Below are 23,487 nucleotides of genomic sequence, written 5' to 3'. Positions count from 1 at the left end.
CGCACCACATCGGGCAGCACTCGGCCGACCCACTCCGGCCCGGCGGCCTCAGCCCGCCACCGCGCAGACCGCGCCGACGGCACACATCGCCGGTCCGTGCGGCTGCCTCCGGCGCCGCGAACCCGCGAATCCGACCAGCGCGACCACTTGGACCAGCACGACGGCGACGGCGGCGAGGACCGGATCGGCGGCGAGGGCGCCGATCACGAAGGCGAGCTTCACATCACCGCCGCCGACCTGCCCCATGAGGTGGGCAATCGCATAGGGAAGCACCGCGACCAGACCCGAGACCAGCACGACCGGGTGAGTCCCACCGACTGCGGCGCCGCCGGCGATCCCCGGCCACAACACCGCGGTCGGCAGCCTGCCGGTCCGACGATCCCCCTCGCCCAACGCGAGCAGCCACAGCGCCACCACCATCCCCATGCGGACCAGCGTGTCGGACTGCGGACCGCAGTCGACGGCGGCAGGCCGGCGCGCACGGCACAACTGGGGACGGCGGCAAACTGTGGACGACGACTCAGGCCAGCGCGGCGGCCATCGCCTCGCGGGGCGCGGCCATCCCGGTGAAGAGTTCGACCTGCCGGTACGCCTGGTTGAGCAGCATGACGAGTCCCCCGGCCACCGTCCCGCCGGTGGCGGTCACGTGGGCCGCCAACGGCGTCGGCCACGGGTCATAGATCGCATCCACCAGGCGCAGCGGGTCGACCACCGCGTCGACGAGGGCGGCTGCGGCCGCCGCCGGCACCGTCGACACCACGGCGGTCGCCTCGGCGAACGGGGCGCGCACCGCCTCGGCGTCGAACGGCACCACGCGCGCGGTCAAGGACAGTGCCGCGGCCAATGCCCTCGCGTCTCGCGCCCGTGCCTCCTCGCGCACGACGATCGCGACCTCGTCCGCCCCGGCCGCGGCCAGCGCCGCCAGCGCCGGGCGCGCCGTTCCGCCGGCGCCAAGCACGACGGCCGTGCCGCCACCGGTGAAATCGGCGCCGACCGCGGCCAACGCGCCGGCCACGCCGTCCACGTCGGTGCAATCAGCAGACCAGCCGTCGACCCCGCGCACCAGTGTGTTGGCCGATCCCACCAGGCGGGCCCGGTCGCTGACCGAAGTGGCGTACGCGAGGGCCTGCGCCTTCCCCGGCATGGTCACCGACAAGCCGACGTACTCCTCGTCGAGCCCGTCGACGATCCCGGCGAGCTCGCCCGCACGGCATTCGATGCGCTCATACGTCCAGCCGGTCAACCCGAGCGCGCGGTACGCGGCCCGGTGGAGATCCGGCGAGCGCGAATGCTCGATCGGGTAGCCGAGCACGGCGGCCCGGCGCAGGCCGCGCGCCTCAGCAGCCGGTCTTGAGGAACTTGTTCGCACAGGCGATCTTGCGGTTGCGCAGGTGTTCCTGGAAGGTTGCGGAGAACTTCGTGGTGCCCTGCTTGTCGACCGTGATGAAGTACAACCAATCTCCCTGCGGCGGGTCCAACATCGCCTTGAGGGCGAGCTCCCCGACCGTGGCGATCGGCGTCGGCGGCAGTCCGGTGACGCGGTAGGTGTTCCACCGCGTATTCGCCTTGTAGTTGTCGCCGTGGACGTCGATGTTCGTCTCCGCGGCGGTGTAATTGGTCGTCGAGTCCATTTCCAACCGCTGCTTCTTCGCCAACCGGTTCAGGATGACCCGGGCGACCTTCGGCAGGTCGGCGGTGTCGCGGACCTCCCGCTCGGCCACCGACGCCGCGACGAGCACTTCGTACGGCTGCAGTCCGCTGCGGTTATTGGTCAACAGGCCCCACGACTCGTAGCGCTGCGCACTGTCGGTGATCAGCTTCTTGAGGATGTCGGCGGCACCGGCCTGCGGGTCGACGGCCTCCCAGGTGCCGGGGGCGATCAGGCCCTCGATCCGGCGATAGTCACCGGGAAGTTTGTCCACGGCCTCCCGGGCCCAGGTGGGGACGCCGAGCGCATCGGGAGCGGCGGACTTGGCCGCAGACTCGAGGTCGGCGACACTCACCCCGACCTGCTGCCCGTTCACCGTGGCAGCAGTCGCGTCGGCGATCAGGCTGAACACCCCGGGGATCGTCTTGCCGTCGACTCCGCGCTTGGATTCCAGCTGGACGCCCTCGGGCACCACCAGCCGGCCCACGCGATGGGTGGAATCGGTCATCATGCCCACCGCGGTGGCGGCCGAAACCCCTTTGCGCAGTTTGTAAATCCCACCGGAGAGCGGCTGGCCGTCAGCGGCCCGGATGAAGGCCTTCGAGGAGCTCACCACCCCGTTGTCGGTCAAGATCTCGCCGAATCGGGTCAGCGTGGAGTTATCCGGGATCGTCACCAGGACATCCGCGGACCCGGCCGTGTCGGAGTAGTCCGAGGCCAACAGACCGAACCGGTCGGCGGCGAGATAGCCACCACCCAGCACCGCCACGAGACCGACCACCGCGGCGGCGATCCAGCCACGCCGGCTCCGGCGCTGGGGCATCCGATCGGGATCGGTGCCCGACGCCACCGCCCGCCCCGCCTCGAGTTGTTCGACGAGGTCGGAATGCCACACCGGGACCTTCGGCGCGAGGGGGATGTCGTCACTGTCGGTTGTGGCAGGACTGGCGGGTTTCACAGGCTCGCTTTCCGGGGCTGGTTGGTCTTCGTGCTCGGGCAGTTCGGGGGTGGCCTGCGGTTGTTGCTCGGGCAACGCCTCGGCCTGCTCATCGGCTATCTCCTCGGTCGTCGCGCGGTCGACGTGGCGGACGATGTTCGGCGTGGCAGCCTGCTCGGCGGCGCCTCCCGCGCGGGATGGCTCCGCTTGAGATGGCTCCGCGTCGTCATCGACCCGGTCGACCTGCCCGGTCATCCACACCGGAGCCCCCGCTGGGCCACTCGACTGCCCGCGTCGAGCCCGATGGCGAGTGGAGCCGACCGTCCGGTCGTCCCGCTCCTCGGAGCCACTGGAGGCTCCCGCGTCGTCAGTCACGCAAGTGTCCCTTTCGTCGGCCTACAGACCGGAGTCCAACCATCCTTGCAGAATAGCCACCGCGGCGGCCTGATCTATCACTCCGCGCGAAGAACGCGCATCGCGCCCGGCCGCGCGCAGCGACCGCGCCGCGCTCGCCGTCGACATCCGTTCATCGACGAAGACTATCGGCACCGGATCGATTGCCGCCGCAAGAACATCGGCGAAGGCGCGCACCGCCTGCGCGGCGAACGACTCCTCCCCCCGCAGATCCCTGGGGAGGCCGACGATCACCTCGAGCGCCTCATATTCGGCAACCAGGGCGGCCAACCGTTCGACGGCGGTGCGATCGTCGGGGCGCGCCACGGTTTCCACCGGGGTCGCCAGAATCCCGTCCGGGTCGCACACCGCGACGCCGATCCGCACCGTGCCCACGTCGACCCCGAGGCGGCGCCCGCGCGGGGCCAGCATCAGCGGTCTCCGGCCAACTCGACGATCCGGTTCATCGCCGCGGCGATCCCGTCGGGATCGGTGCCGGCGCCCTGGGCAAGGTCCGGCTTGCCGCCGCCCCGGCCGCCGACGAGTCCCGCGATCTCCTTCACGACGGCACCCGCGGCGATCCCGGCGTCGCGCGCGCCGGGTGTCGTGGCGATGACGAACGGCACCTTCGCCGGGTCTCCCCCGTCCCCGGGGGTCACCGAGAACAGTGCGACGACGGCGGTGTCCGACGCCCGGTTCCGCAGATCCGCGGCCAGCTCGCGCAACTCGTTGGCACCGAGTCCGTCGGCGACCCGGCCGCCGACGATGTCGACGCGGCCGGCCCGGCGCACGGAGTCCAGCAGGTCGGCCGCGGCGGCCCGCGCCTGCTCGGCGCGCAGGCGGGCGACCTCGCGCTCGGCGTCGCGCAGCCTGGTGACCAGCTGCTCAACCCGGCCCGGAACCTCGGCGCTGGGCACCTTCAACGACGAGGCGAGACCGGCCAACAAGGCCCGCTCGGTCGACAGGTGGCGGAACGAGTCCATTCCCACGTAGGCCTCCACCCGGCGGATACCCGAGCCGACCGACGATTCGCCGATGACCGTGATCGGGCCGACCTGCGAGGACGCCGCCACATGCGTGCCGCCGCACAGCTCCATCGAAAACGGCCCGCCGATCTCGACGACGCGGACCACGTCGCCGTAGTTCTCGCCGAACAGCGCCATCGCGCCCATGGCCTTCGCCTCGGCGAAGCCGGTCTCGAAGGTGTTGACCGGGTAGTTGGCCTCCACCGCGGTGTTGGAGATCTCCTCGATCTCGGTGCGCTGCTGCTCACTGAGCGGCCCGCTGGAGTGGAAGTCGAACCGCAGGTACCCGGGCTTGTTCAAGGAGCCCGCCTGCGTCGCGGTGGGGCCGAGGACCTGGCGCAACGCCGCATGGACGAGGTGGGTGCCCGAGTGCCCCTGGGTGGCACCGTGGCGCCACGCCGCATCGACCGAGGCGATGACCTCGTCGCCCTCGGCGATCTCTCCGGCCTCCACCACGCCGCGGTGCAACCAGACGGCCTTGCCGACCTTCTGCACATCGCTGATCGCAACGCGTACGCCGGTGCTCGTGGTGATCGTGCCGACGTCGGCGAGCTGGCCGCCGCTCTCGGCGTAGAGCGGGGTGCGATCGAGGATGATGTCGACCTCGGCCCCCGGACCGGCATGACCCAATCGGCGCCCCTCGCCCACCACCGCGAGCACGGTGGCCTCGGCGACGAGCTCGGTGAAGCCGACGAACTCGGTGGGATGGGTGTCGACGAACTCGCGGTAGACGCTGACGTCGGCGTGCCCGCTCTTGCGGGCGTTGGCGTCGTCCTTGGCCCGCTTGCGCTGCTGGGCCATCAACTCGGCGAACCCATCGGCATCGACCTTGAGTCCGGACTCGGCCGCCATCTCCAGGGTCAGGTCGATCGGGAAGCCATAGGTGTCGTGAAGGGTGAACGCCGCGGCGCCGCTGATCTGGTCGCTGCCGGCGGCCTTCGTCTCGGCGGCCGCTTCGGAAAACAGTGCCGAACCCGCCACCAACGTCTTGGCGAAGGTGTCCTCCTCGCCGACGGCGACGGTGAGGATGCGTTCGCGGCCGGCGGCCACGTCGGGATAGGACGAGCCCATCACGTCGATCGCCGTGCCGATGAACGCGCCCATCGTCGGGCCGGAAGCGCCGAGTAACCGGGCCGATCGCACGATTCGGCGCAACAGCCGGCGCAGGACGTATCCCCGGCCCTCGTTGCCCGGGAGCACGCCGTCGGCGATCAACATCGCCGCGGTCCGGGTGTGATCGGCGATCACGCGGAACTTCACGTCGTCGGACGCACCGGTCGGGCCGCCGGCGCCGTACGCGCGTCCGGTCAGGGTGACCGCCTCGTCGATGATCGGCTTGAGCAGGTCGGTCTCGTACACGTTGTCGACGCCCTGCAGGATGCAGGCCACGCGCTCGATGCCCATCCCGGTGTCGATGTTGCGCTCGGGCAGCGGGCCGAGGATCTCGTAGCCCTCCTTGGCGCCACCGGGTCCGCGCAGGTTCTGCATGAAGACGAGGTTCCAGATCTCGATGTAGCGGTCCTCGTCGACCTCGGGCCCACCCTCGGTCCCGTATTCCGGGCCGCGGTCGTAGAAGATCTCCGAACACGGGCCACACGGCCCGGGAACACCCATCGACCAGTAGTTGTCCTTCATGTCGCGCCGCTGGATCCGCTCCGCCGGCACCCCGATCTCATCGCGCCAGATGGCCTCCGCCTCGTCGTCGTCGAGGTAGACCGTCGGCCACAGCCGCGTCGGGTCGATGCCGTAGCCGCCCTCGGCGACCGGATTCGTCAGCAGCGACCACGCGAAGGTGATGGCCTCGCGCTTGAAGTAGTCGCCGAAGGAGAAGTTGCCCGCCATCTGGAAGAAGGTGTTGTGCCGGGTGGTGATCCCGACCTCTTCGATGTCGAGGGTGCGCACACATTTCTGCACGCTGGTGGCCCGGCGGAACGGGGGGGTCTGCTCGCCGAGGAAGTAGGGCTTGAACGGGACCATCCCCGCGTTGACGAACATCAGATTGGGGTCGTCGAGGATCAGCGACGCACTCGGCACCTCGGTGTGACCGGAGGCGATGAAGTGGTTCAAGAATCGCTGTCGGATCTCGTGCGTCTGCACTGGATGGCTGTCCTTCGTCGGGGGCGAATCGTGCCGGGCGCGACGGTTCGCGCACCAACACTCGATTCTACCGGCGGCGCTCAGCGGCGCAGACGGCGGATGATCGCCCGCAGCCGGGGCAACCGGGCGGCGAGTTCCCGCTCGGCCCCGCGCTCGGTCGGCGCGTAGTAGTCGACGCCGATCAGTTCGTCCGGTGGATACTGCTGCGCGAGGACCCCGTCGGGGTCGTCGTGGGGGTACCGGTACCCCACCGCATTGCCCAAGTCGGCCGCCCCCGAGTAGTGGCCGTCGCGCAAATGCAGCGGCACCGCACCGATGCGGCCGGCCGAGATGTCGGCCATCGCCGCCCCGATCGCCGCCACCACGCCGTTCGACTTGGGGGCGGTGGCCAGGTGGATCGTGGCCTGCGCCAACGCGAGGCGGGCCTCGGGCATTCCCACCAGCGCGACCACTTGGGCCGCGTTGACCGCGGTGGTCAGCGCCGTCGGATCGGCCATCCCGATGTCCTCGCTGGCGTGGATCATCAGCCGCCGGGCGATGAACCGCGGGTCCTCCCCCGCCGCGATCATCCGGGCCAGGTAGTGCAGCGCCGCGTCGACGTCGGACCCCCGGATCGACTTGATGAAGGCACTGGTGACGTCATAGTGCTGGTCACCGTCGCGGTCGTAGCGGACCGCAGCCTGGTCGATCGTCGATTCGACATCGCCGACGGACAGTTCCACCGGCCCCTCGTCGTCCGGCGACCGGTCGGCCGCGCCGGCGGCGGCGGCCTCCAACGCGGTGAGCGCCCGGCGGGCATCCCCGCCGGCGACCGCGATCAGGTGCTCGCGGGCCTCGTCGGACAGGGAGACGGCCCCGGCGAGACCGCGGTCGGCGGCCACCGCCCGGTCCAGCACCGTGCCGATGTCGGCGTCGGAGAGCGGCTGCAGCGCCAGCACCAGCGAGCGGGAGAGCAGCGGGGCGACCACCGAGAAGGACGGGTTCTCCGTCGTGGCCGCCACCAGCAACACGATGCGGTTCTCGACGGCGTCGAGCAAGGCGTCCTGCTGGGTCTTGGAGAAACGGTGGACCTCGTCGATGAACAGGACGGTCTGCTCGCCGTGGACGAGCCGGCGGCGTGCGAGGTCGATGACGGCGCGCACCTCTTTGACGCCCGCCGACAGCGCCGACAGGGCTTCGAACCGGCCACCGGTGGCCCGCGAGATCAGCGATGCCATCGTGGTCTTGCCGGTTCCGGGCGGACCGTACAGCAGCACCGATGCGGCACCCGATCCGCCGATGAGACGGTTCAGCGGCGATCCGGGTTGGAGCAGGTGGCCCTGGCCCACCACGTCGTCGAGCCGCTGCGGGCGCATGCGGACGGCCAATGGCGCCGACGGGCCCGGCCCGCGGCCCAGGCCGGCGGCGGAGGTCTCCTGCGCGTCGTCTGGCTCCGGGTCGAACAGGCTGTCCATGGGGTTGCTAGGACAGCCACTCGCGCCGCAGGGCCGCGGCGAATGCCGCACTGAACGTGCCCAGGTCGCGCAGACGCGGGTTGCGCCCGGCGGCCCGCTCGGCCGAATCCGCGAGATCGAGCCACCGTGCGCAGGCCACCCGAGGATCGGTGGTGCTGATCGCCCAGTCGTGCGCCAGCATCATCTGCTCGAGGCCTTCGGCGGGCGTGTCGTCGGCCACGCCGACGAACACCACGGTCGACAGCCACACCCACAGCAGACGCGCCGAGGCCACCAGATCCGCGATCGCGGCACCGTCGGCCATCGCCGGCCAGACCGCCTGGGCCTCCGACCGCCACCCGTCGACGAGGGCGGTCTCCAGTGCGGCGCGCGCCGCAGCCGGGCGGGACCCGAGGTGCTCGGGGAAGGTGACCAGCCCGTACGCGACGTCGAGCGTCGCGTCGCGGAACCCGCCCCACTCGTAGTCCATGAAACGGACGCCGTCGGCGTTGATCAGGATATTCTCCGGCCCGACGTCGGACGGGCTGAAGCTGCGGAAGTCTCCCTCGTCGAAGAGCCGCACCGCATCGTCGAGGCGGGCGATGACCGACTCCGGCAGGTCGACGCCGAGCGACTGCGCCACACCGGGGAGTTCGGCGGCGACCCGGGCCGCCCAGGTGGTGGGGGCGCCGTGGAGGATGCGCGCGTGCGAACGCCGCACCAAGGCGTTGAAGTCTTCTTCGCCGCCGATGGTGGCTGCATGCATCCGGCCGAGGGCCTGCCCCCACGCGCTCACCGCACGGGAGACCTCTTCGACGTCGGGGCCGGCCAGGAGATCGGCCATCGACCGCCCGGTACCCAGGTCCGACAACACGATGACCCGCCGGGCCGCGTCGTAGGCGATGAGTTGGGGGCCGGGACGGCTGTCCCCCGACAGCGAGGTGGCGTACTGGTACGCGGCGATCTCGCGGTGGAAGGACTCCGCCTCGTCGTCGGCGCCGAGCGCCTTGATGACCAGGGTGCGATCCGGCGAAACCGGGTTGCGCGAAGCGCGGACGCGCACCACCACGCTGCGCCCGCTACCGCCGAGGTCCTCGGGATCCGACAGCGAAACCGGTGTCCCGGCGCGTGCCGACAAGACCGTTTCGGCTGTGGTCAGCGCGCTCTCGATGGGAGCGTCCACGATAGCCGTCATGATTAGTCCAACCTACCGAACAAAGTCGGGCGAGTCACTCGCCAACCGTCGCCGAGGCCGTCGTCACATCCGCGCCGCCGGCGGGGGCCGCCGCCTTGGGCTTGGCGTCGATCCCCGACTCCTTGCGCTGCGCCGCGGTGATCGGGGCCGGCGCAGAAGTGAGCGGATCGACACCGCCGCCGGACTTCGGGAAGGCGATGACCTCGCGGATGGAGGACTCCCCGGCCAGCAGCGCGGTGATCCGGTCCCAGCCGAAAGCGATGCCGCCGTGCGGGGGTGCGCCGAAGGCGAAGGCGTCGAGCAGGAAGCCGAACTTCTCCTGCGCCTGCTCCTCGTCGATGCCCATGATCGCGAACACCCGTTCCTGGATGTCGCGGCGGTGGATGCGGATCGAGCCGCCGCCGATCTCGTTGCCGTTGCACACGATGTCGTAGGCGTAGGCGAGTGCCGAACCGGGATCGGATTCCAGGGTGTCCAGCGATTCGGGCTTCGGCGAGGTGAACGCGTGGTGCACCGCGGTCCAGGCGCCCGACCCGACCGCGACGTCGCCGGCCGCGGCCGCCTCGTCGACCGGCTCGAACAGCGGCGCGTCGACGACCCAGGTGAAGGCCCAATCGGCCGTCGACGGATCGACGGTGTCCCCGGGTGCGGGGATCAGCCCGAGCCGGGTGGCGATCTCGACGCGGGCCGCGCCCAGCAGGGCGCGCTGCGCCTTCGCCGGACCGGCCGCAAAGAAGACGCAGTCCCCCGGCTTGGCGCCGACGTGTGCGGCAAGACCCGCGCGCTCGGCGTCGGAAAGGTTCTTGGCCACCGGGCCGCCGAGGGTGCCGTCCTCGCCGACGAGGACGTAGGCGAGGCCCTTGGCCCCGCGCTGCTTGGCCCACTCCTGCCAGGCGTCGAGGGTGCGGCGCGGCTGTCCGGCCCCACCCGGCATCACCACGGCACCCACGTACGGCGCCTGGAAGACCCGGAAGGGAGTCTCGGCGAAGAATTCGGTGCACTCGACGAGTTCGAGCTCGAACCGCAGGTCCGGCTTGTCGGTACCGAACCGGCGCATGGCCTCGGCGTAGGTGATCCGCGGAATCGGCGTGGTGAGGTCGACGCCGATCAACTTCCACAGCGCGACCAGGATCTGCTCGGCGAGCGCGATGACGTCGTCCTCGTCGACGAAGCTCATCTCGATGTCGAGCTGGGTGAACTCCGGCTGGCGGTCGGCACGGAAATCCTCGTCGCGGTAGCAGCGCGCGATCTGGTAGTACCGCTCCATGCCGGCGACCATCAGCAACTGCTTGAACAGCTGCGGGCTCTGCGGCAGCGCGTAGAAACTGCCCGGCTGCAGCCGCGCGGGCACCAGGAAGTCGCGCGCCCCCTCCGGCGTCGACCGCGTCAGCGTGGGGGTCTCGATCTCGACGAAGTCGCGGTCGGCCAAGACGCTGCGGGCCGCCGCGTTGGCACGTGACCGCAGCCGGATGGCCGCGGCCGGGTCGTCGCGACGCAGGTCCAGGTAGCGGTAACGCAGCCGCACCTCTTCGCCGGGGTGTTCGTCGAGTTGGAACGGCAGCGGGGCCGACTCGTTGAGGACCTCCAACTGCGCTGCGCTGATCTCCACCGCACCCGACGCCAGGTTCGGGTTTTCCGACCCCTCCGGCCGCTGCTCGACGACACCGGTGACCGCGATGCAGAACTCGGCCCGCAGCCGGTGTGCGGCGGCGGCAACCGATTCGTCGCGGAAGACCACCTGCACCAATCCCGACGCGTCGCGCAGGTCGATGAAGACCACGCCGCCGTGGTCGCGGCGGCGGGCCACCCAACCAGCGACCGTGACGGTCTGCCCGGCCGACTCCGAACGCAGTGAACCGGCGAGATGAGTGCGCAGCACTGAAAGTCCCTCCCAAGGGTGATCTGAGAACTCTGGTCGTGGGGAATCGGCGTCGCGACGGGTGCCGCCGGGGCGGCGGCCCCATACGCGATCAACCACGGATCAACGTCCGAGTCTACGGTCCCGACCACCCAAAGCGCGAAACCGCCCTCGCCCGCACGCGACGCGGCCGGCCAGGGAAACACCGGTCGCGCGGGGCGCTGCCGAATATGCTGGAATTCAACGACTGCGATGACAGGAGAACAATGACTTTCCAAGGCAGCGGCCCGCTCGACACCTCGACGGTCTCCAGCGGCGGCGGAGGCGGCCTCGGCGGCGGCTTGGGCGGTGGCGGTCTCGGCGGTGGCGGTCTCGGCGGGGGTCGCATCGCAATGGGCGGCGGCCTCGGCCTGATCGTCACGCTGATCGCCCTGTTCCTCGGTCTCAACCCCGGCAGCCTGCTGGGCGAGACCGGCTCCCCCGCACCCAACTCGGGAAGCGCCAACGACGCGATCGCCGCACACATCAAGCAGTGCACCATCGAGAAGGCCAACACCGATTCGATCTGTCGCATCGTCGGGACCGTGAACAGCCTCGACAAGGTCTGGCCGCAACTCCTGCAGGGCTATGAGCCGCCGGCGACCAAGATCTTCAGTGGCTCGGTCAACACCGCGTGTGGCGCGGCCAGTTCGGCGATGGGCCCGTTCTACTGCCCCGCCGACCGGACCGCCTACTTCGATCCGTCGTTCTTCGACACGCTCAAGCGCATGGGCGGCAGTGACGGCCCCCTGGCGCAGATGTACGTCGTGGCCCATGAGTACGGCCACCACGTCCAGAACCTGACCGGCGCCCTCCGCAAGGGCAACCGGATGGGCAACAACGGCTCGGTGCGCGTCGAGTTGCAGGCCGACTGCCTCGCCGGCGTCTGGGCCGCCCACGCCGACAAGGGCCCCGACGCGATGCTCGCCCCGCTGACGCAGGACCAAATCCAGTCGGTCATCAAGACCGCGAAGGCGATCGGCGACGACACGATCCAGGGTTCCAACTCCAACCCTGAGGGGTGGACGCACGGCTCGGCGCAGCAGCGCGCGCGCTGGTTCACCATCGGCTACCAGTCCGGCGACCCCCGCCGGTGCGACACGTTCGCGACGAACGACCTGTAGGTCGGTGCGACGAACGACCTAACGGTCGGGGTCAGATCCCCTGCTCGATCTCGGCGACGAGCAGGCGGATCTCCTCCACGGCGTTGGACAGCGACACGCCCTCCTGACCGCCGGTCTTCAGGTTCTTCAGTTCGATCCGGCTCTCGGCGAGCTCTCGTTCCCCCAGGACGAGGGCGTAGTCGGCGCCGGAGCGATCGGCGGCCTTCATGGCGCCCTTGAGTCCACGGTCGCCGTAGGCCAGGTCGACGGCGATCCCGACGGCACGCAGCTTCGCGGCGATCACGACGAGTTCCGCCTTCGCCGCGTCGCCCATTGCCACCCCGTACACCCGGCAGCGCGGCGGCTCCGTCTGCGCGACGCCCTCGGCGGCCAGGGCCAAGATGGTGCGGTCGACGCCGATGCCGAATCCGATTCCGGAGAGGTCCTGCTTCCCGCCGAGCTGGGCCATCAGCCCGTCGTAGCGGCCGCCGCCGCCGATCCCCGACTGGGCGCCGAGGCCGTCGTGGACGAACTCGAACGTGGTCTTCGTGTAGTAGTCCAAGCCGCGCACCAGGCGCGGGTTGATCTCGTAGGCCACCCCCAGCCGGTCGAGGTGGGCGCGGACCGCGGCGAAATGCTGCGCCGACTCGTCGGAGAGGTGGTCCAGGAGGAGCGGCGCATCGGCGGTCAGCTCGCGGACCTCGGGACGCTTGTCGTCGAGGACCCGCAGCGGGTTAATCTGCGCCCGTGCGCGCGTCGCCTCGTCGAGCGGGAGGCCGTCGAGGAAGTCGGTGAGCAGCGCCCGGTACGCGGGCCGATCCGCGGCGGTCCCCAGCGACGACAGCTCCAACCGGTACCCGGACAGACCGAGACGGCGGTAGCCCTCATCGGCGATGGCGATAACCTCGGCGTCGAGCGCGGGATCATCGACGCCGATCGCCTCCACTCCCACCTGCTGGAGCTGGCGATAGCGGCCCTCCTGCGGCTTTTCGTAGCGGAAGAAGGGACCCGAGTAGCAGAGCTTCACCGGGAGCTGCCCCCGGTCCAGGCCGTGCTGCAGAACGGCGCGCATGACCCCCGCGGTGCCCTCGGGCCGCAGTGTGACGCTGCGGTCGCCGCGGTCGGCAAAGGTGTACATCTCTTTGGACACGACGTCGGTGGACTCGCCCACCCCTCGGGCGAACAGTGCGGTGTCCTCGAACACGGGCAGCTCGATATGCCCGTAACCGGCCAACCGGGCAGCCTCGGTGAGGGTGGTGCGCACGCGCACGAAGTCGGCCGAGCGCGGCGGGTAGTAGTCGGGGATGCCGCGCGGCGCCTGGAACTGGCTCACAGTCCGTAACGTCCTTTCGGGGTAGCGGTCGAGCCACCGGATCCACCGAGGTCGACGAGGAAGGGATTGGTCGCCCGCTCGGCGCCAATCGTGGTTTGCGGGCCGTGTCCCGGCAGCACGACGGTGTCGTCGGGCATCGGCAGCAACTTGGCGGCAATCGAGTCCAGGAGTTGCTGATGGTTCCCGCCGGGAAGGTCGGTGCGCCCGATCGACCCTTGGAACAGCACGTCGCCGGAGAAGCAGAGGCGGGCACCGGGAGCGCTGGAGCCCTCGTCGTCGGGCGGCAGGTCCAGACCGAGCAACACCGAACCTTGTGTGTGGCCGGGGGCCAGGTCCACGGAAAGGCGCAAGCCGGCGAGTTCGACCTCTTCACCATCCTCGAACTCGATGACCTTCTCCGGCTCGTGGAAGGTCAGCGCGCCGATCACGGCGCCCAGCGTGCGGCCCACGCCCTTGCCCGGGTCGGTCAGCATCGGCCGGTCTGCCTCGTGGATGTAACAGGGAATGCCGTACTTCTCACAGACCGCCGCCGCATTCCACGTGTGGTCGAGGTGGCCGTGGGTGAGCAGCACCGCCACCGGCACGAGGCCATATTGTTCGCACAACTCGTCGATCCGGGTCGCCGAATCCTGACCGGGGTCGATGATGACCGCATCACCCCCCGGCCCGCCCGGCGAGGCGTCCGCGGAGACCAGATAGCAGTTCGTCTGGAACATGCCCGCGGGGAATCCGGTGATCAACATGGCGCCATTCTCGCAGAAACCCATCCGGCGGGTCTGACGCGGCCGACACCCGGTGTCACCGTTGGCGGCGGGGAACTGGCAGTATGGCACGAGACCTACGACCACTCCGAGGAGAGTTGCCGCACGTGACCAGCAACGACGAGCAAGTGACCAGCAACGAGGATCGCCGTCTGGCCGCCAAGCGCAAGCTCGAGGCAAGACTGGAGGCCGAGCGCGCGCGTCGGCGCCGCAGCCGCAATATCGTCATCAGCGTGCTTTCGGTGATCGCCTTGGTAATCGCCGCAACCGCGGTGTGGCTCGCCCAAAACTTCATCGGCACGGTCACCTGCGATTGGGGCAAGGCGCAGAGCACACTCGCCGACACTCTGAAGGAACGCGACAAGATCATCGCGCAACAGCAGCCGCAGCGCCGCGCCGAGGCCGCCAAGTACCTCGACACCCTCGCCGCCGGGCTGTCCAAGGAGCGCACCTCACCCAAGCCGTCGTCGAACGTGCCGGTTCCGTTCCCGGGCGCCGACCGGTTCATCAAGACCGGCTCCTGGTTCGCGAGTTCGTCCACCCCGGTGACGTTGAACACCAATCGCGGCGATCTGCCGATCACGCTGACGCACGCGTCCGCGCCGTGCAACACCGCCGCCATCGAGTCGCTCATCAAGAACGGGTACTACAACGGCACCGACTGCCACCGCCTGACTCGCAGCGACAACCTCAAGGTGCTCCAGTGCGGCGACCCGACCGGTACCGGCTTGGGCGGCCCCGGGTGGACCAGCCCGGATGAGCCCCCGACCGACTTGAAGCCCGTTCCCGGCATGCAGAGTTCGATGATGGGCTCGGCACCGGTCATCTACCCCCGCGGCACCGTCGCGGTCGCCAACGCCAACAACCCGATGATGGGCCGCTCCAACACCGGCGCCGCCCAGTTCTTCATCGTGTGGTCCGATTCCCAGCTGACCCCCGATTTCGCCGTCGTCGGGCATCTGGACGAGGCGGGCATGAAGACCCTCGACGCGATCTCGAAGATCCCGACGGTCCCCGGCCCGGACGGCAACAAGGACGGCGGCAAGCCGAAGGACGCGGTCACCATCAAGAGCGCCGTCATCCGCTAGCCGCGCTACCCCGCCGGGGTTGGTCGGAGCCGTTCATGCGCCCGGCACTATCTGTCTCGGCGTAGTGGACCGGCCCCGACCGGGCCGCTTTCGCTATGGAGTTCTCAAGGTACGTGCGCAGCCCCTTCGGAGGAGGCCGCTCTCATCGGGCCGCGGCTGTTGTTAGGCGGCGGCGTGGTCGGCGAGGGTGAGGGTGCGTCGGTGGTGGCAGCGGATCCAGTCACCTCCTCCCGGAGGCTGGAACCAGGGGTGTCCGTCGAACCCGATCTGGATCTTCCAGCCTTTGCCGTGGACATAGGTGTGGTGGTGCAGCGAGCGCACGTGAAATCGCCGCGGTGTCAGCTGATACCGAGCCGGTGAATCCCAGCCGTGCGGCATGCGCCTGACCCAGTGGACTGGTCGGTACCAGCGTCGGCAGTGGGACGGTCACAGTGATGTGCGGGACGATTCGGCCCACGGTCGGACGATTTTGTGATGCCAGGTATGCGGTGATCACGCTGACTAGAGCATCGGCGGTGCGTTGGGCCCGGGGACGCGGATCCGGGGAGCCATCGGGCGCGTGGATCGGCTTGGCCAGGGCTTTCTCTATGACTTGGGCGGCCGAAGCCGACGCCAGCAACGCACCCAGTCCTGTTCCGCTGGACACCGCCGCCGATGCCAAATCGTCGGCCAGCGTTGTGACGAATACGGCGAGTTCGTCGTGGTTCATGTGCCCCCCGAGCCCGGGTTCGCATCATATTGTGCGGACTCGGTTAGAAACTGTGTGCTGATGTCCTTCTATCTACATCTTAGACTAGATCAGAGGTCGGACAACCACAGATTTATGGTTTGACCTGCATAGATGATGAGGCACATTCGCCATTCATACTGTGCCGTCCACGCTGCCGGCCGGCCGTCACGCCGGCAGCCACGGGGCCCGCTCAGGCCGCCGAAGTCACGCGATAGACGTCGTAAACGCCCTCGATGTTGCGCACCACGTTGAGGACATGGCCCAGGTGCGTCGGATCACCCATCTCGAAGGTGAAGCGGCTGACCGCGACGCGGTCGTTGTTGGTCGTGACCGAGGCCGACAGGATGTTGAGCCGCTCGTCGGCGAGCACCTTGGTCACGTCGGAGAGCAGCCGATGCCGGTCGAGCGCCTCCACTTGGATGGCGACGAGGAAGACCGACGAATCCGACGGCGCCCAGACGACGTCGATCAGGCGCTCGTCCTGCTGGCGCAACGCGTCGGCGTTGGTGCAATCGGTACGGTGCACACTCACCCCGCCGCCCCGGGTGATGAACCCGAGAATTTCGTCGCCGGGGACGGGAGTACAACACTTGGCCAACTTGATCAGCACGTTGTCGACGCCTTCGACCACCACGCCGGGGTCGCCGCCCGCCCGTCGGCGCGGCGGGATCGTCGACGGGGTGGTGATCTCGGCGAGTTCCTCCTCGGCACTGTCCAGCCCGCCAAGCTGGGCCACCAGGCGGCTGACGACGCGGTGCGCGGTGACCTGGTTCTCCCCGACCGCCGAATACAGCGCGGTGACATCCGGATAGCGCAGTTCGGCGGCCACCGCGCTCATGTTCTCGCTGGTGAGCAACCGCTGCAGGGGCAGCCCGCCGCGGCGGACCTCCTTGGCGATAGCCTCTTTCCCGGCGTCAAGGGCCTCCTCGCGGCGCTCCTTGGCAAACCACTGCCGGATCTTCGTCTTGGCGCGCGGAGAGACGACGAACTTCTGCCAGTCCTTCGACGGTCCAGCATTGGGCGCCTTGGAGGTGAACACCTCCACCACTTCGCCGTTGTCGAGTTTGCGTTCCAAGGCGACCAGCCGCCCGTTGACGCGCGCGCCGATGCACCGATGGCCCACCTCGGTGTGGACGGCATAGGCGAAGTCCACCGGGGTGGACCCGGCCGGCAGCGTGAAGACGTCGCCCTTGGGACTGAAGACGAAGATCTCTTTGACCGCCAGGTCGTACCGCAACGACTCGAGGAACTCCCCCGGGTCGGCGGCCTCGCGCTGCCAGTCCAACAACTGGCGCATCCACGCCATGTCGTCGATCTCGGCCAGTTCGGCCCGCTTGTGGCCCTTGCGGTCGCTGCGGTACCCGCTCTCCTTGTAGCGCCAATGAGCCGCGATGCCGAACTCGGCGGTCCGGTGCATGTCGCGGGTACGGATCTGCACTTCAAGGGGCTTGCCCTCGGGGCCGATCACCGTGGTGTGCAACGACTGGTACACGCCGTATCGGGGCTGGGCGATGTAATCCTTGAACCGCCCGGCCATCGGCTGCCACAGCGAGTGGACCACGCCCACCGCCGCATAGCAGTCGCGCACGTCGTCGCAGAGGATCCGGATGCCGACGAGGTCGTGGATGTCGTCGAAGTCGCGGCCCTTGACGATCATCTTCTGATAGATCGACCAGTAATGCTTGGGCCGGCCCTCGACGATTGCCGACAGCCGCGCACCGGCGAGTGCGGCGCCCACCTCGTCGCGGACCTTGGCCAGATAGGTGTCGCGCGAGGGCGCCCGATCGGCGACGAGGCGGACGATCTCCTCGTACCGCTTGGGATGGAGGATCGCGAACGACAGGTCTTCCAGCTCCCACTTGACCGTCGCCATCCCGAGCCGGTGCGCCAGCGGCGCGATGACCTCGAGGGTCTCCCGGGCCTTGCGGGCCTGCTTCTCAGGCGGGAGGAAGCGCATCGTCCGCATGTTGTGCAACCGGTCGGCGACCTTGATCACCAGGACGCGCGGGTCACGGGCCATGGCAATGATCATCTTGCGGATCGTCTCCGCCTCGGCGGCCGTGCCGAGCGCCACCTTGTCCAACTTGGTCACACCGTCGACGAGGTGGGCGACTTCCGGCCCGAAATCGTCGGTGATCTGTTGGAGGGAGTAGCCGGTGTCCTCGACCGTGTCGTGCAGCAAGGCGGCGACCAGCGTCGTCGTATCCATGCCGAGATCGGCGAGGATGGTGGCCACCGCCAGCGGATGGGTGATGTAGGAGTCCCCCGACTTGCGGAATTGGCCCTCGTGCTGGGTCTCGGCGATGTCGTAGGCGCGCTGCAGCAGCGTGACATCGGCTTTCGGGTAGACCTCCCGGTGCAGGGTGGCCAACGGCTCGAGGACCGGCCGCACCGATGAGCGGGTCGCCGTCATCCGCCGGGCCAGGCGGGCTCGGACCCGCCGTGTCGCCGATGACTGGGGTTGCGCGGCCTCCGCCGGCGGAGCGGCCTGCGCAGCCGCGTCCGGCGCGGGCGCGGGCGGTTCCGCCGGCACGACCGGAGCGTCTTCGGTCCGCGACGCCTCGTCCATGGCTACACCCCTCTCCCCTGCGGCCGGAACTTCCGGTTACTCCAGTTGTTCCAGTCTAGACAAGGTCGGGCGGGTTCATCCGGTGACGAGGGCGCGGATCGCCGCACCCTCGGGAAGCGCCGACTCCACCGCCGCGCGCCCCCCGAGCCCGTCGAGTTCGAGGACCACCGCCGTTCCGGCCACCGCGGCCCCGGCCTGCGCGAGCAGACTCGCGGTCGCCGCGATCGTGCCACCGGTGGCCAACACGTCGTCGATGATCAATACCCGCGCGCCGTCGAGGTCGAGTGCCGACGCCGGGATCTCCAGCGTCGCCGTGCCGTATTCCAAGTCGTAGGTACAGGCGAGGACCGGGGGCGGGAGCTTGCCGGTCTTGCGCACCGCCACGACGCCGACACCGAGCCGGTGCGCAATCGCGCCGCCCAAGAGGAATCCGCGCGCGTCGATGCCGGCAACCGCGTCGACCTCGAAACCCTCGCTCAACGCCTCGACGACGGCGGCGAAACCCTCGGCGTCGGCCAGCACCGGCGTCAAGTCCCGGAAGATGACACCGGTCGTCGGGAAATCAGCCACCGACCGGGTCAGCGCACCGATCGCGTCGCGGGCCCGTTGCGCCGCGGTCAGCGCGACCACCGGTCCATGTTCCAGCCGGTACCGTTGCGCGCCCGGCCGGCGATGACCCCGCTGAGCTTCTCCGACCAGGTCTGCTCCCGCGGCGTCGCGAACAACGGCAACGACGCGAGGCCGCGCCACGCCGCCGTCTCCATCGCCCGCTGTTGGGCCAGTTGGTCGGCCGCCACCACGGTCACCGACAACCGGGTGACCCCGTCGGTCGCCTGCGGCTCCCGGAAGTCACCGACGTTGAGCGGATCCCCGCCGTACAGCGTGTAGGCGTCACGGATCACGTCGGCCGCACCCGCCGCGGCAAAGCTGCTCCCCGAGTTGATCAGCAACGCGTCGACGCTGCGCCCCAACGCGGCAGGACCCAGATCGGGGCGCGCCGCGTCGACGACCTCGATCCCGGCCCGTCGGCAGGAGTCGGCGATCAGCGCGACCATCGCCTTGCGTCGGTCATCCGGCCCCAGGTAGCCCACCCGCACCCGCAGCGGTCCGGCTCCGCCCGGTCGCTGATCGGCGAGCTCCCGGGCCCGCGCCGGGTCGGGGCGGGCGTAGCGCTGGCCGAACTGATTGTTGATCGGATAGGACAAGTCGCTGGCCGGGGTCAGGACGTGCAGATTCCACGGTTGCGTCCCGAAACCGCTGCGCCGGACCAACTCGTCGCGCGGGACGCACGTCGCGAAGGCCTGCCGGGCCTGTATCGAGCCCAGGGCGCCGTGCTGCGCCAGCACGAGTTGCTCGACCGACAGCGATTGTCGGGCCACCGAGACCTGCGGCTTGGGCGCCTCGCCCGCCGCCGGCGGGGCGTCGATGCCCACGGCGGAGTCGGTGACGTCGAAACCGCCGTCGCCGGCGCGTGCCGCGGTGTCGGTGTTGCGGCCGTAGACGTTGACGGTCGGCTGCTTGGCCTGTTCGCCCCACCAGCGCTCATTGCGCACCAGGTGCAGGCCGGTCTTGGCGTCGAAGGATTCGGCACGATACGGGCCCAGCGACACGAATCGGGCCGGGTCGAGGGTGCCCGTCGGCAGCGTGAACCCGGTGTTCCACGATTTGGCGACCGCCGCGACGACGGCGGGCTTGCGTGCCCGGACGGCCTCGGTAATCGATCCGACGCCGGCGTCGCGGGCGACGACGTGGGCCGGCATCATCGACCCCGCGCCGAACAGGGCGCGCCAGTCACGGTAGGCGCGGCCGCGGGCGAACCGGACCACGGCGGTTGACGCGCCGGGTTCACACTCGACCCGGTCGATGTCGCGATACCCGGCCCGGGTCGCCGGGGTGAAACCCGGAAACCTCCCACTCTGGGCCGCCCAGGCGAGCACGAGATCGTCACAGGTCGGCTTGACCCCGTCGGAGTACACCGCCTTCGGCGCAAAGGTGTAGCGCACCGTCAACGTCGGCCCGGGGACGGCCTCCGCCACGCCCACGTCGCGGTCGGAAACAACCTGGCCCTGCGGCCCGAGTAACGAGAATCCACCCAGAACCCGCGTCAACGCCATCAACACGCCGTCGGCGTTGCCGGTCTCCCCGGCCGGGTTGTAGGTACTCAGCCGAGCGTCGGTCCGGTAGTGGACCGGCGCATCCTTGTTTGCGCCACATCCGGCGAGGAGGGCCGGAGCCACCACCGCCGATGCCGCGACCAGGGCCAGCCCCCGGGCCTTGCGCTTCGTGTTTCGCACGGTCCGAGATTAGCGCGAACGCCGCCGTTTCCCGGTGGGGCGCGCGGCATCGGAGTCCCCCGCCGCCGCGGCATCCGATCCCTCTACGGCATGGCGCCCCCGCGTGCGGGACACGACCGGCTCACCGGCGTCGGCGCCGGCCCGGCGGGCCAGGACCTTCTTGGTGTGCGCGGCGATCTCGGGATTGCGCTCCTTGAGCGAGACCAGCAGCGGCGTCGCGAGGAAGACCGACGAGAAGGTGCCCACGACCACGCCGACGAGCTGGATCAACGCCAGGTCCTTCAGCGTGCCGACGCCGAGCATCCAGACCGCCACCACCATCAGCGCGATGATCGGCAGCACCGAGATGATCGTCGTGTTGATGGAGCGCATCAGCGTCTGGTTGACCGCCAGGTTCGCCTGCTCGGCGTAGGTGCGGCGGAAGGTCCGCGTGAACGACCGCGTGTTCTCCTCGACCTTGTCGAACACGACGACCGTGTCGTAGATCGAGAAGCCCAGGATGGTGAGCAATCCGATCACCGTGGCCGGGGTGACCTCGAAGCCGACCAGCGAGTACACGCCGGCGGTCACGACCACGTCGAAGAACAGCGAGGCCAACGACGCAATCGACATCTCCTTGTCGAAGCGGACCGCGATGTACACCGTCACGATCACCAGGAACACGATGAGCGCGATCAACATTTTGCGGGTGATCTCCGCGCCCCACGTCGAACTGACGTCGGACGACGACACATCGGCACGAGTGAGATCGGGGGCAAACGCCGCCGCCAGCGCGTCGAGCACCTTGTTCGCCTGCGCCTCATCGAGGTGCTCGGTGCGCACCTGGATCGTCTTCGCGGCGCCCGAACCGGCGGTCTGCGTCGTTTCCGGGGCCTGGCCGAGGGTGTCGGAGAAGACCTTCTCGACCTTCTCCACGGTCACCGAGGAACTCGTCGCCGGGATCGACACCTGCGTGCCGCCCTCGAAGTCGATGCCGAAGGTGAACCCGCGCAGGACCATCGACAGCAGACAGATCAGCAGGATGACGCCGGTGGCGATATACCACTGCTTGCGGTGGCCGACGACCTCGAAGGCACCGGTGCCGGTGTAGAGCCGGGACAGGAACGACCTGTTGGTGTCGGCCTCGAAATCGGCATCGGCCACCAGGGTGTCTACGGCCACGGCCCGATCCGACAGAGTCTTGTCGAGCCTGAATCCGGCGGGCAACGGATCGTCGCCGCCCCCGGTGGCGCGCTTGGACAGGCCGTCGACGCTGTCGCTGCCCATTCCTCCGGCTCTGAAACTCATCGCTGACCTCCTCGAGCCGCGGTGGACCGGTCCTCGGCGGAATCACCCGCGGCGATGCCGACGGCTGCCCGGGCGGCCTCTCGGCGCTGGCGCGCCACTTCACTGACCGCGCCGAGGCCGTTGACCGACGGCTTGGACAAGAACGACGACCGCGTCGCGTAGACGACCAGCGGATGGGTCACCAGGAACACGACTGCCACGTCGAGAATGGTCGTCAGACCCAGGGTGAACGCGAATCCGCGAACCGAACCGACGGCCAGCAGGTAGATGACCACCGCGGCGATCAGGCTGACCGCGTTACCGGTCCACACGGTTCGGCGCGCACTGGCCCAACCGCGCGGTACCGCCGAGCGGAAGGATCTGCCCTCGCGCATCTCGTCCTTGATCCGTTCGAAGTAGACGACGAACGAGTCGGCGGTCATGCCGATGCCGATGATGAAGCCGGCCACGCCGGCCAGGTCCAGGGTGAACCCGATCCAGCGGCCGAGCAGCACGATCAGGCCGTACGACATCGCACCGGCGAGAACCAGCGCGAAGAAGGTGAGCACGCCCAGCATCCGGTAGTACGCGAGCGCGTAGATGAGCACGGCGATCAGGCCGACCAATCCGGCGACCAGACCGGCCCGCAACGCCGAGAGTCCCAGCGTCGACGACACGGTCTCGGCATCGGAGGACTCGAACGACAGCGGCAGCGAACCGTACTTCAACACATTCGCCAGGTCGCGCGCTTCGTCTTCGGTGAAACCGTTCCGGCCGCCGGAGATTTCGGTGGCCCCGGTAATCGTGCCCTGGATGGCCGGCGCCGACACGACCCGTGAATCCAGGGTCATCGCGGTCTGCCGCTGGATGTTCTTGGCGGTGTATTGCGGCCACAAACTCTTCGCCGCGCCCTTGAATTCCAGCGATACGGTCCACTGGTTGCTTTGCGGGGACAGCACCGCCGACGCCTTCGCCACGTCGCGGCCGTCGATGATCATCGGCTCGAGCAGATACACCTCGTTGCCGTCGGTGCTGCACGCGACCAGGTACTGGTTGGGGTCGTCGTTGCCCAGCAGCGGGTCGTTGGCCTTCGGATCGCAGTCGACTTTCGCCATCTGGGCCTGCAGGGCGGCCAACTGCTGCGGAGTCGCACCCTTCGGCGCCTGGCGCAGCTTGCGCTGCTCCTCGACGGCCACCCGCTGCTGCTCGGGCGTCAACGCCTCGCGCTTCTCCTCGTCCTTCTTCTCGTCGTCCTTCTGCTTGTCCCCCGACTGCTTGGACTTGTCCACCTGCATCACGATGGGCTGCCCGGTGGGGGTTGTGGCGACCGGCCGGATGTACAGGCGGGCCGTCTGTCCCAGGTTGCGGGCCTGGCGGCCGTCGTCGCCTGGAACGGTGATCACCAGGGTGTCGCCGCTGACGACGACTTCCGAGCCGGCCACGCCGAGTCCGTCGACGCGCTGGCCGATGATCTGTTTGGCCTTCTCCAGCTGGTCGGCCTCGGGGCGTTTGCCATCCGGGGTGCGCGCGGTCAGGGTGACGCGGGTGCCGCCCTGGAGGTCGATGCCGAGTTTTGGCTCGGGTGAACGGTCTCCGGTGAAGAAGACCAGCCCGAACACGATGGCGAGCAGGGCGCTAAAGGCGAGCAGCGGCTGCCACGGCGGGGTCTCCCGGGCCGAGGAGCGCTTCGCCGCTGGGCGACGCGGAGTGGTCACGGT

The 23,487-nt window shown here is 69.4% G+C and carries 18 protein-coding genes and 1 pseudogene; 2 read left to right on the top strand and 17 right to left on the bottom strand.

Annotated elements, in window-relative coordinates; translation table 11 throughout:
* Positions 1-48: 48 nt before the first annotated feature.
* The 8 genes from nbrcactino_RS09645 to aspS all read right to left on the bottom strand — a co-directional run bounded on the left by nbrcactino_RS09645 (position 49) and on the right by aspS (position 10,607).
* On the bottom strand, positions 49-426 hold the full coding sequence (locus tag nbrcactino_RS09645) for a prepilin peptidase (RefSeq protein WP_161927151.1): 378 nt from the start codon (positions 424-426) through the stop codon (positions 49-51).
* Positions 427-520: 94 nt separating this feature from the next.
* Positions 521-1,369 (bottom strand): shikimate dehydrogenase, encoded by an 849-nt coding sequence (locus nbrcactino_RS09640; RefSeq protein ID WP_161927150.1) that lies wholly within the window; start codon positions 1,367-1,369, stop codon positions 521-523.
* Positions 1,338-2,840, bottom strand: coding sequence for an endolytic transglycosylase MltG (gene mltG / locus nbrcactino_RS09635; RefSeq protein ID WP_161927149.1), 1,503 nt, complete (start codon positions 2,838-2,840; stop codon positions 1,338-1,340). The genes nbrcactino_RS09640 and mltG overlap by 32 nt, the downstream gene beginning before the upstream one ends.
* 141 nt (positions 2,841-2,981) lie before the next feature.
* The gene (gene ruvX / locus nbrcactino_RS09630; protein WP_161927148.1) at positions 2,982-3,410 is read right to left on the bottom strand and encodes a Holliday junction resolvase RuvX; all 429 of its coding nucleotides are present in this window, start codon (positions 3,408-3,410) and stop codon (positions 2,982-2,984) included.
* Positions 3,410-6,100 (bottom strand): alanine--tRNA ligase, encoded by a 2,691-nt coding sequence (gene alaS / locus nbrcactino_RS09625; protein WP_161927147.1) that lies wholly within the window; start codon positions 6,098-6,100, stop codon positions 3,410-3,412. The genes ruvX and alaS overlap by 1 nt, the downstream gene beginning before the upstream one ends.
* Positions 6,101-6,180: 80 nt before the next feature.
* On the bottom strand, positions 6,181-7,554 hold the full coding sequence (locus tag nbrcactino_RS09620; RefSeq protein ID WP_161927146.1) for a replication-associated recombination protein A: 1,374 nt from the start codon (positions 7,552-7,554) through the stop codon (positions 6,181-6,183).
* 7 nt (positions 7,555-7,561) lie between these two features.
* The gene (locus nbrcactino_RS09615) at positions 7,562-8,728 is read right to left on the bottom strand and encodes a protein kinase family protein (RefSeq protein ID WP_161927145.1); all 1,167 of its coding nucleotides are present in this window, start codon (positions 8,726-8,728) and stop codon (positions 7,562-7,564) included.
* Between the two features lie 34 nt (positions 8,729-8,762).
* A complete protein-coding gene (gene aspS, locus nbrcactino_RS09610) occupies positions 8,763-10,607 on the bottom strand; it encodes an aspartate--tRNA ligase (protein WP_161927144.1) in 1,845 nt (614 codons plus the stop codon).
* A gap of 245 nt (positions 10,608-10,852) precedes the next feature.
* Here aspS and ypfJ point away from each other — a divergent pair, with 245 nt between their 5' ends.
* Positions 10,853-11,749, top strand: coding sequence for a KPN_02809 family neutral zinc metallopeptidase (ypfJ, locus tag nbrcactino_RS09605; RefSeq protein WP_161927143.1), 897 nt, complete (start codon positions 10,853-10,855; stop codon positions 11,747-11,749).
* A gap of 31 nt (positions 11,750-11,780) precedes the next feature.
* Here ypfJ and hisS read toward each other — a convergent pair whose 3' ends face one another.
* Together hisS and nbrcactino_RS09595 are read right to left on the bottom strand one after the other, a co-directional pair.
* Positions 11,781-13,061 (bottom strand): histidine--tRNA ligase, encoded by a 1,281-nt coding sequence (gene hisS / locus nbrcactino_RS09600; protein WP_161927142.1) that lies wholly within the window; start codon positions 13,059-13,061, stop codon positions 11,781-11,783.
* Positions 13,058-13,804, bottom strand: a complete 747-nt coding sequence (locus nbrcactino_RS09595; protein ID WP_161927141.1) for an MBL fold metallo-hydrolase — start codon at positions 13,802-13,804, stop codon at positions 13,058-13,060. The genes hisS and nbrcactino_RS09595 overlap by 4 nt, the downstream gene beginning before the upstream one ends.
* Positions 13,805-13,929: 125 nt before the next feature.
* Between nbrcactino_RS09595 and nbrcactino_RS09590 the strand changes: the two genes are divergently transcribed.
* Positions 13,930-14,910: a peptidylprolyl isomerase gene (locus tag nbrcactino_RS09590; RefSeq protein WP_308470341.1), complete on the top strand. Its 981-nt coding sequence runs from the start codon at positions 13,930-13,932 to the stop codon at positions 14,908-14,910.
* 162 nt (positions 14,911-15,072) lie between these two features.
* On the opposite strand, the gene nbrcactino_RS18170 is transcribed toward nbrcactino_RS09590, so the two are convergent.
* The 7 genes and pseudogenes from nbrcactino_RS18170 to secD form a co-directional block, all read right to left on the bottom strand.
* Complete coding sequence (locus nbrcactino_RS18170) at positions 15,073-15,231, bottom strand: hypothetical protein (protein ID WP_228460838.1); 159 nt, start codon at positions 15,229-15,231, stop codon at positions 15,073-15,075.
* A 76-nt stretch (positions 15,232-15,307) separates the two neighbouring features.
* A pseudogene (locus nbrcactino_RS09585) lies at positions 15,308-15,619 on the bottom strand (DUF222 domain-containing protein); the annotation flags it as partial.
* A gap of 211 nt (positions 15,620-15,830) precedes the next feature.
* Positions 15,831-18,209: a RelA/SpoT family protein gene (locus nbrcactino_RS09580; protein WP_308470340.1), complete on the bottom strand. Its 2,379-nt coding sequence runs from the start codon at positions 18,207-18,209 to the stop codon at positions 15,831-15,833.
* A gap of 75 nt (positions 18,210-18,284) precedes the next feature.
* Positions 18,285-18,839 carry an adenine phosphoribosyltransferase gene (locus nbrcactino_RS09575; RefSeq protein ID WP_228460756.1) on the bottom strand — a complete coding sequence of 185 codons (555 nt, stop codon included), beginning with the start codon at positions 18,837-18,839 and terminating at the stop codon, positions 18,285-18,287.
* Entirely contained in the window at positions 18,827-20,503 is a 1,677-nt protein-coding gene (locus nbrcactino_RS09570; RefSeq protein ID WP_161927139.1) for an ABC transporter substrate-binding protein, read from the bottom strand. The genes nbrcactino_RS09575 and nbrcactino_RS09570 overlap by 13 nt, the downstream gene beginning before the upstream one ends.
* Positions 20,504-20,512: 9 nt before the next feature.
* Positions 20,513-21,790, bottom strand: a complete 1,278-nt coding sequence (secF, locus tag nbrcactino_RS09565) for a protein translocase subunit SecF (RefSeq protein ID WP_161927138.1) — start codon at positions 21,788-21,790, stop codon at positions 20,513-20,515.
* Positions 21,787-23,484, bottom strand: coding sequence for a protein translocase subunit SecD (gene secD, locus nbrcactino_RS09560; protein WP_161927137.1), 1,698 nt, complete (start codon positions 23,482-23,484; stop codon positions 21,787-21,789). Before secD ends, secF begins: the two co-directional genes overlap by 4 nt.
* Positions 23,485-23,487 lie beyond the last annotated feature (3 nt).

The organism is Gordonia crocea (assembly GCF_009932435.1).
Taxonomy (GTDB): Bacteria; Actinomycetota; Actinomycetes; order Mycobacteriales; family Mycobacteriaceae; genus Gordonia; species Gordonia crocea.
This window is presented reverse-complemented; position numbering and strand designations above follow the sequence as displayed.

Bases quoted from the DNA above. Each gene is read 5' to 3' on its own strand.
- ruvX (WP_161927148.1), bottom strand. From the start codon at position 3,410: ATGCTGGCCCCGCGCGGGCGCCGCCTCGGGGTCGACGTGGGCACGGTG.
- secF (WP_161927138.1), bottom strand. From the start codon at position 21,790: ATGAGTTTCAGAGCCGGAGGAATGGGCAGCGACAGCGTCGACGGCCTG.
- nbrcactino_RS09595 (WP_161927141.1), bottom strand. From the start codon at position 13,804: ATGTTGATCACCGGATTCCCCGCGGGCATGTTCCAGACGAACTGCTAT.
- nbrcactino_RS09615 (WP_161927145.1), bottom strand. From the start codon at position 8,728: ATGACGGCTATCGTGGACGCTCCCATCGAGAGCGCGCTGACCACAGCC.
- nbrcactino_RS09645 (WP_161927151.1), bottom strand. From the start codon at position 426: ATGGGGATGGTGGTGGCGCTGTGGCTGCTCGCGTTGGGCGAGGGGGAT.
- ypfJ (WP_161927143.1), top strand. From the start codon at position 10,853: ATGACTTTCCAAGGCAGCGGCCCGCTCGACACCTCGACGGTCTCCAGC.
- nbrcactino_RS09620 (WP_161927146.1), bottom strand. From the start codon at position 7,554: ATGGACAGCCTGTTCGACCCGGAGCCAGACGACGCGCAGGAGACCTCC.
- mltG (WP_161927149.1), bottom strand. From the start codon at position 2,840: ATGACCGGGCAGGTCGACCGGGTCGATGACGACGCGGAGCCATCTCAA.
- nbrcactino_RS09580 (WP_308470340.1), bottom strand. From the start codon at position 18,209: ATGGACGAGGCGTCGCGGACCGAAGACGCTCCGGTCGTGCCGGCGGAA.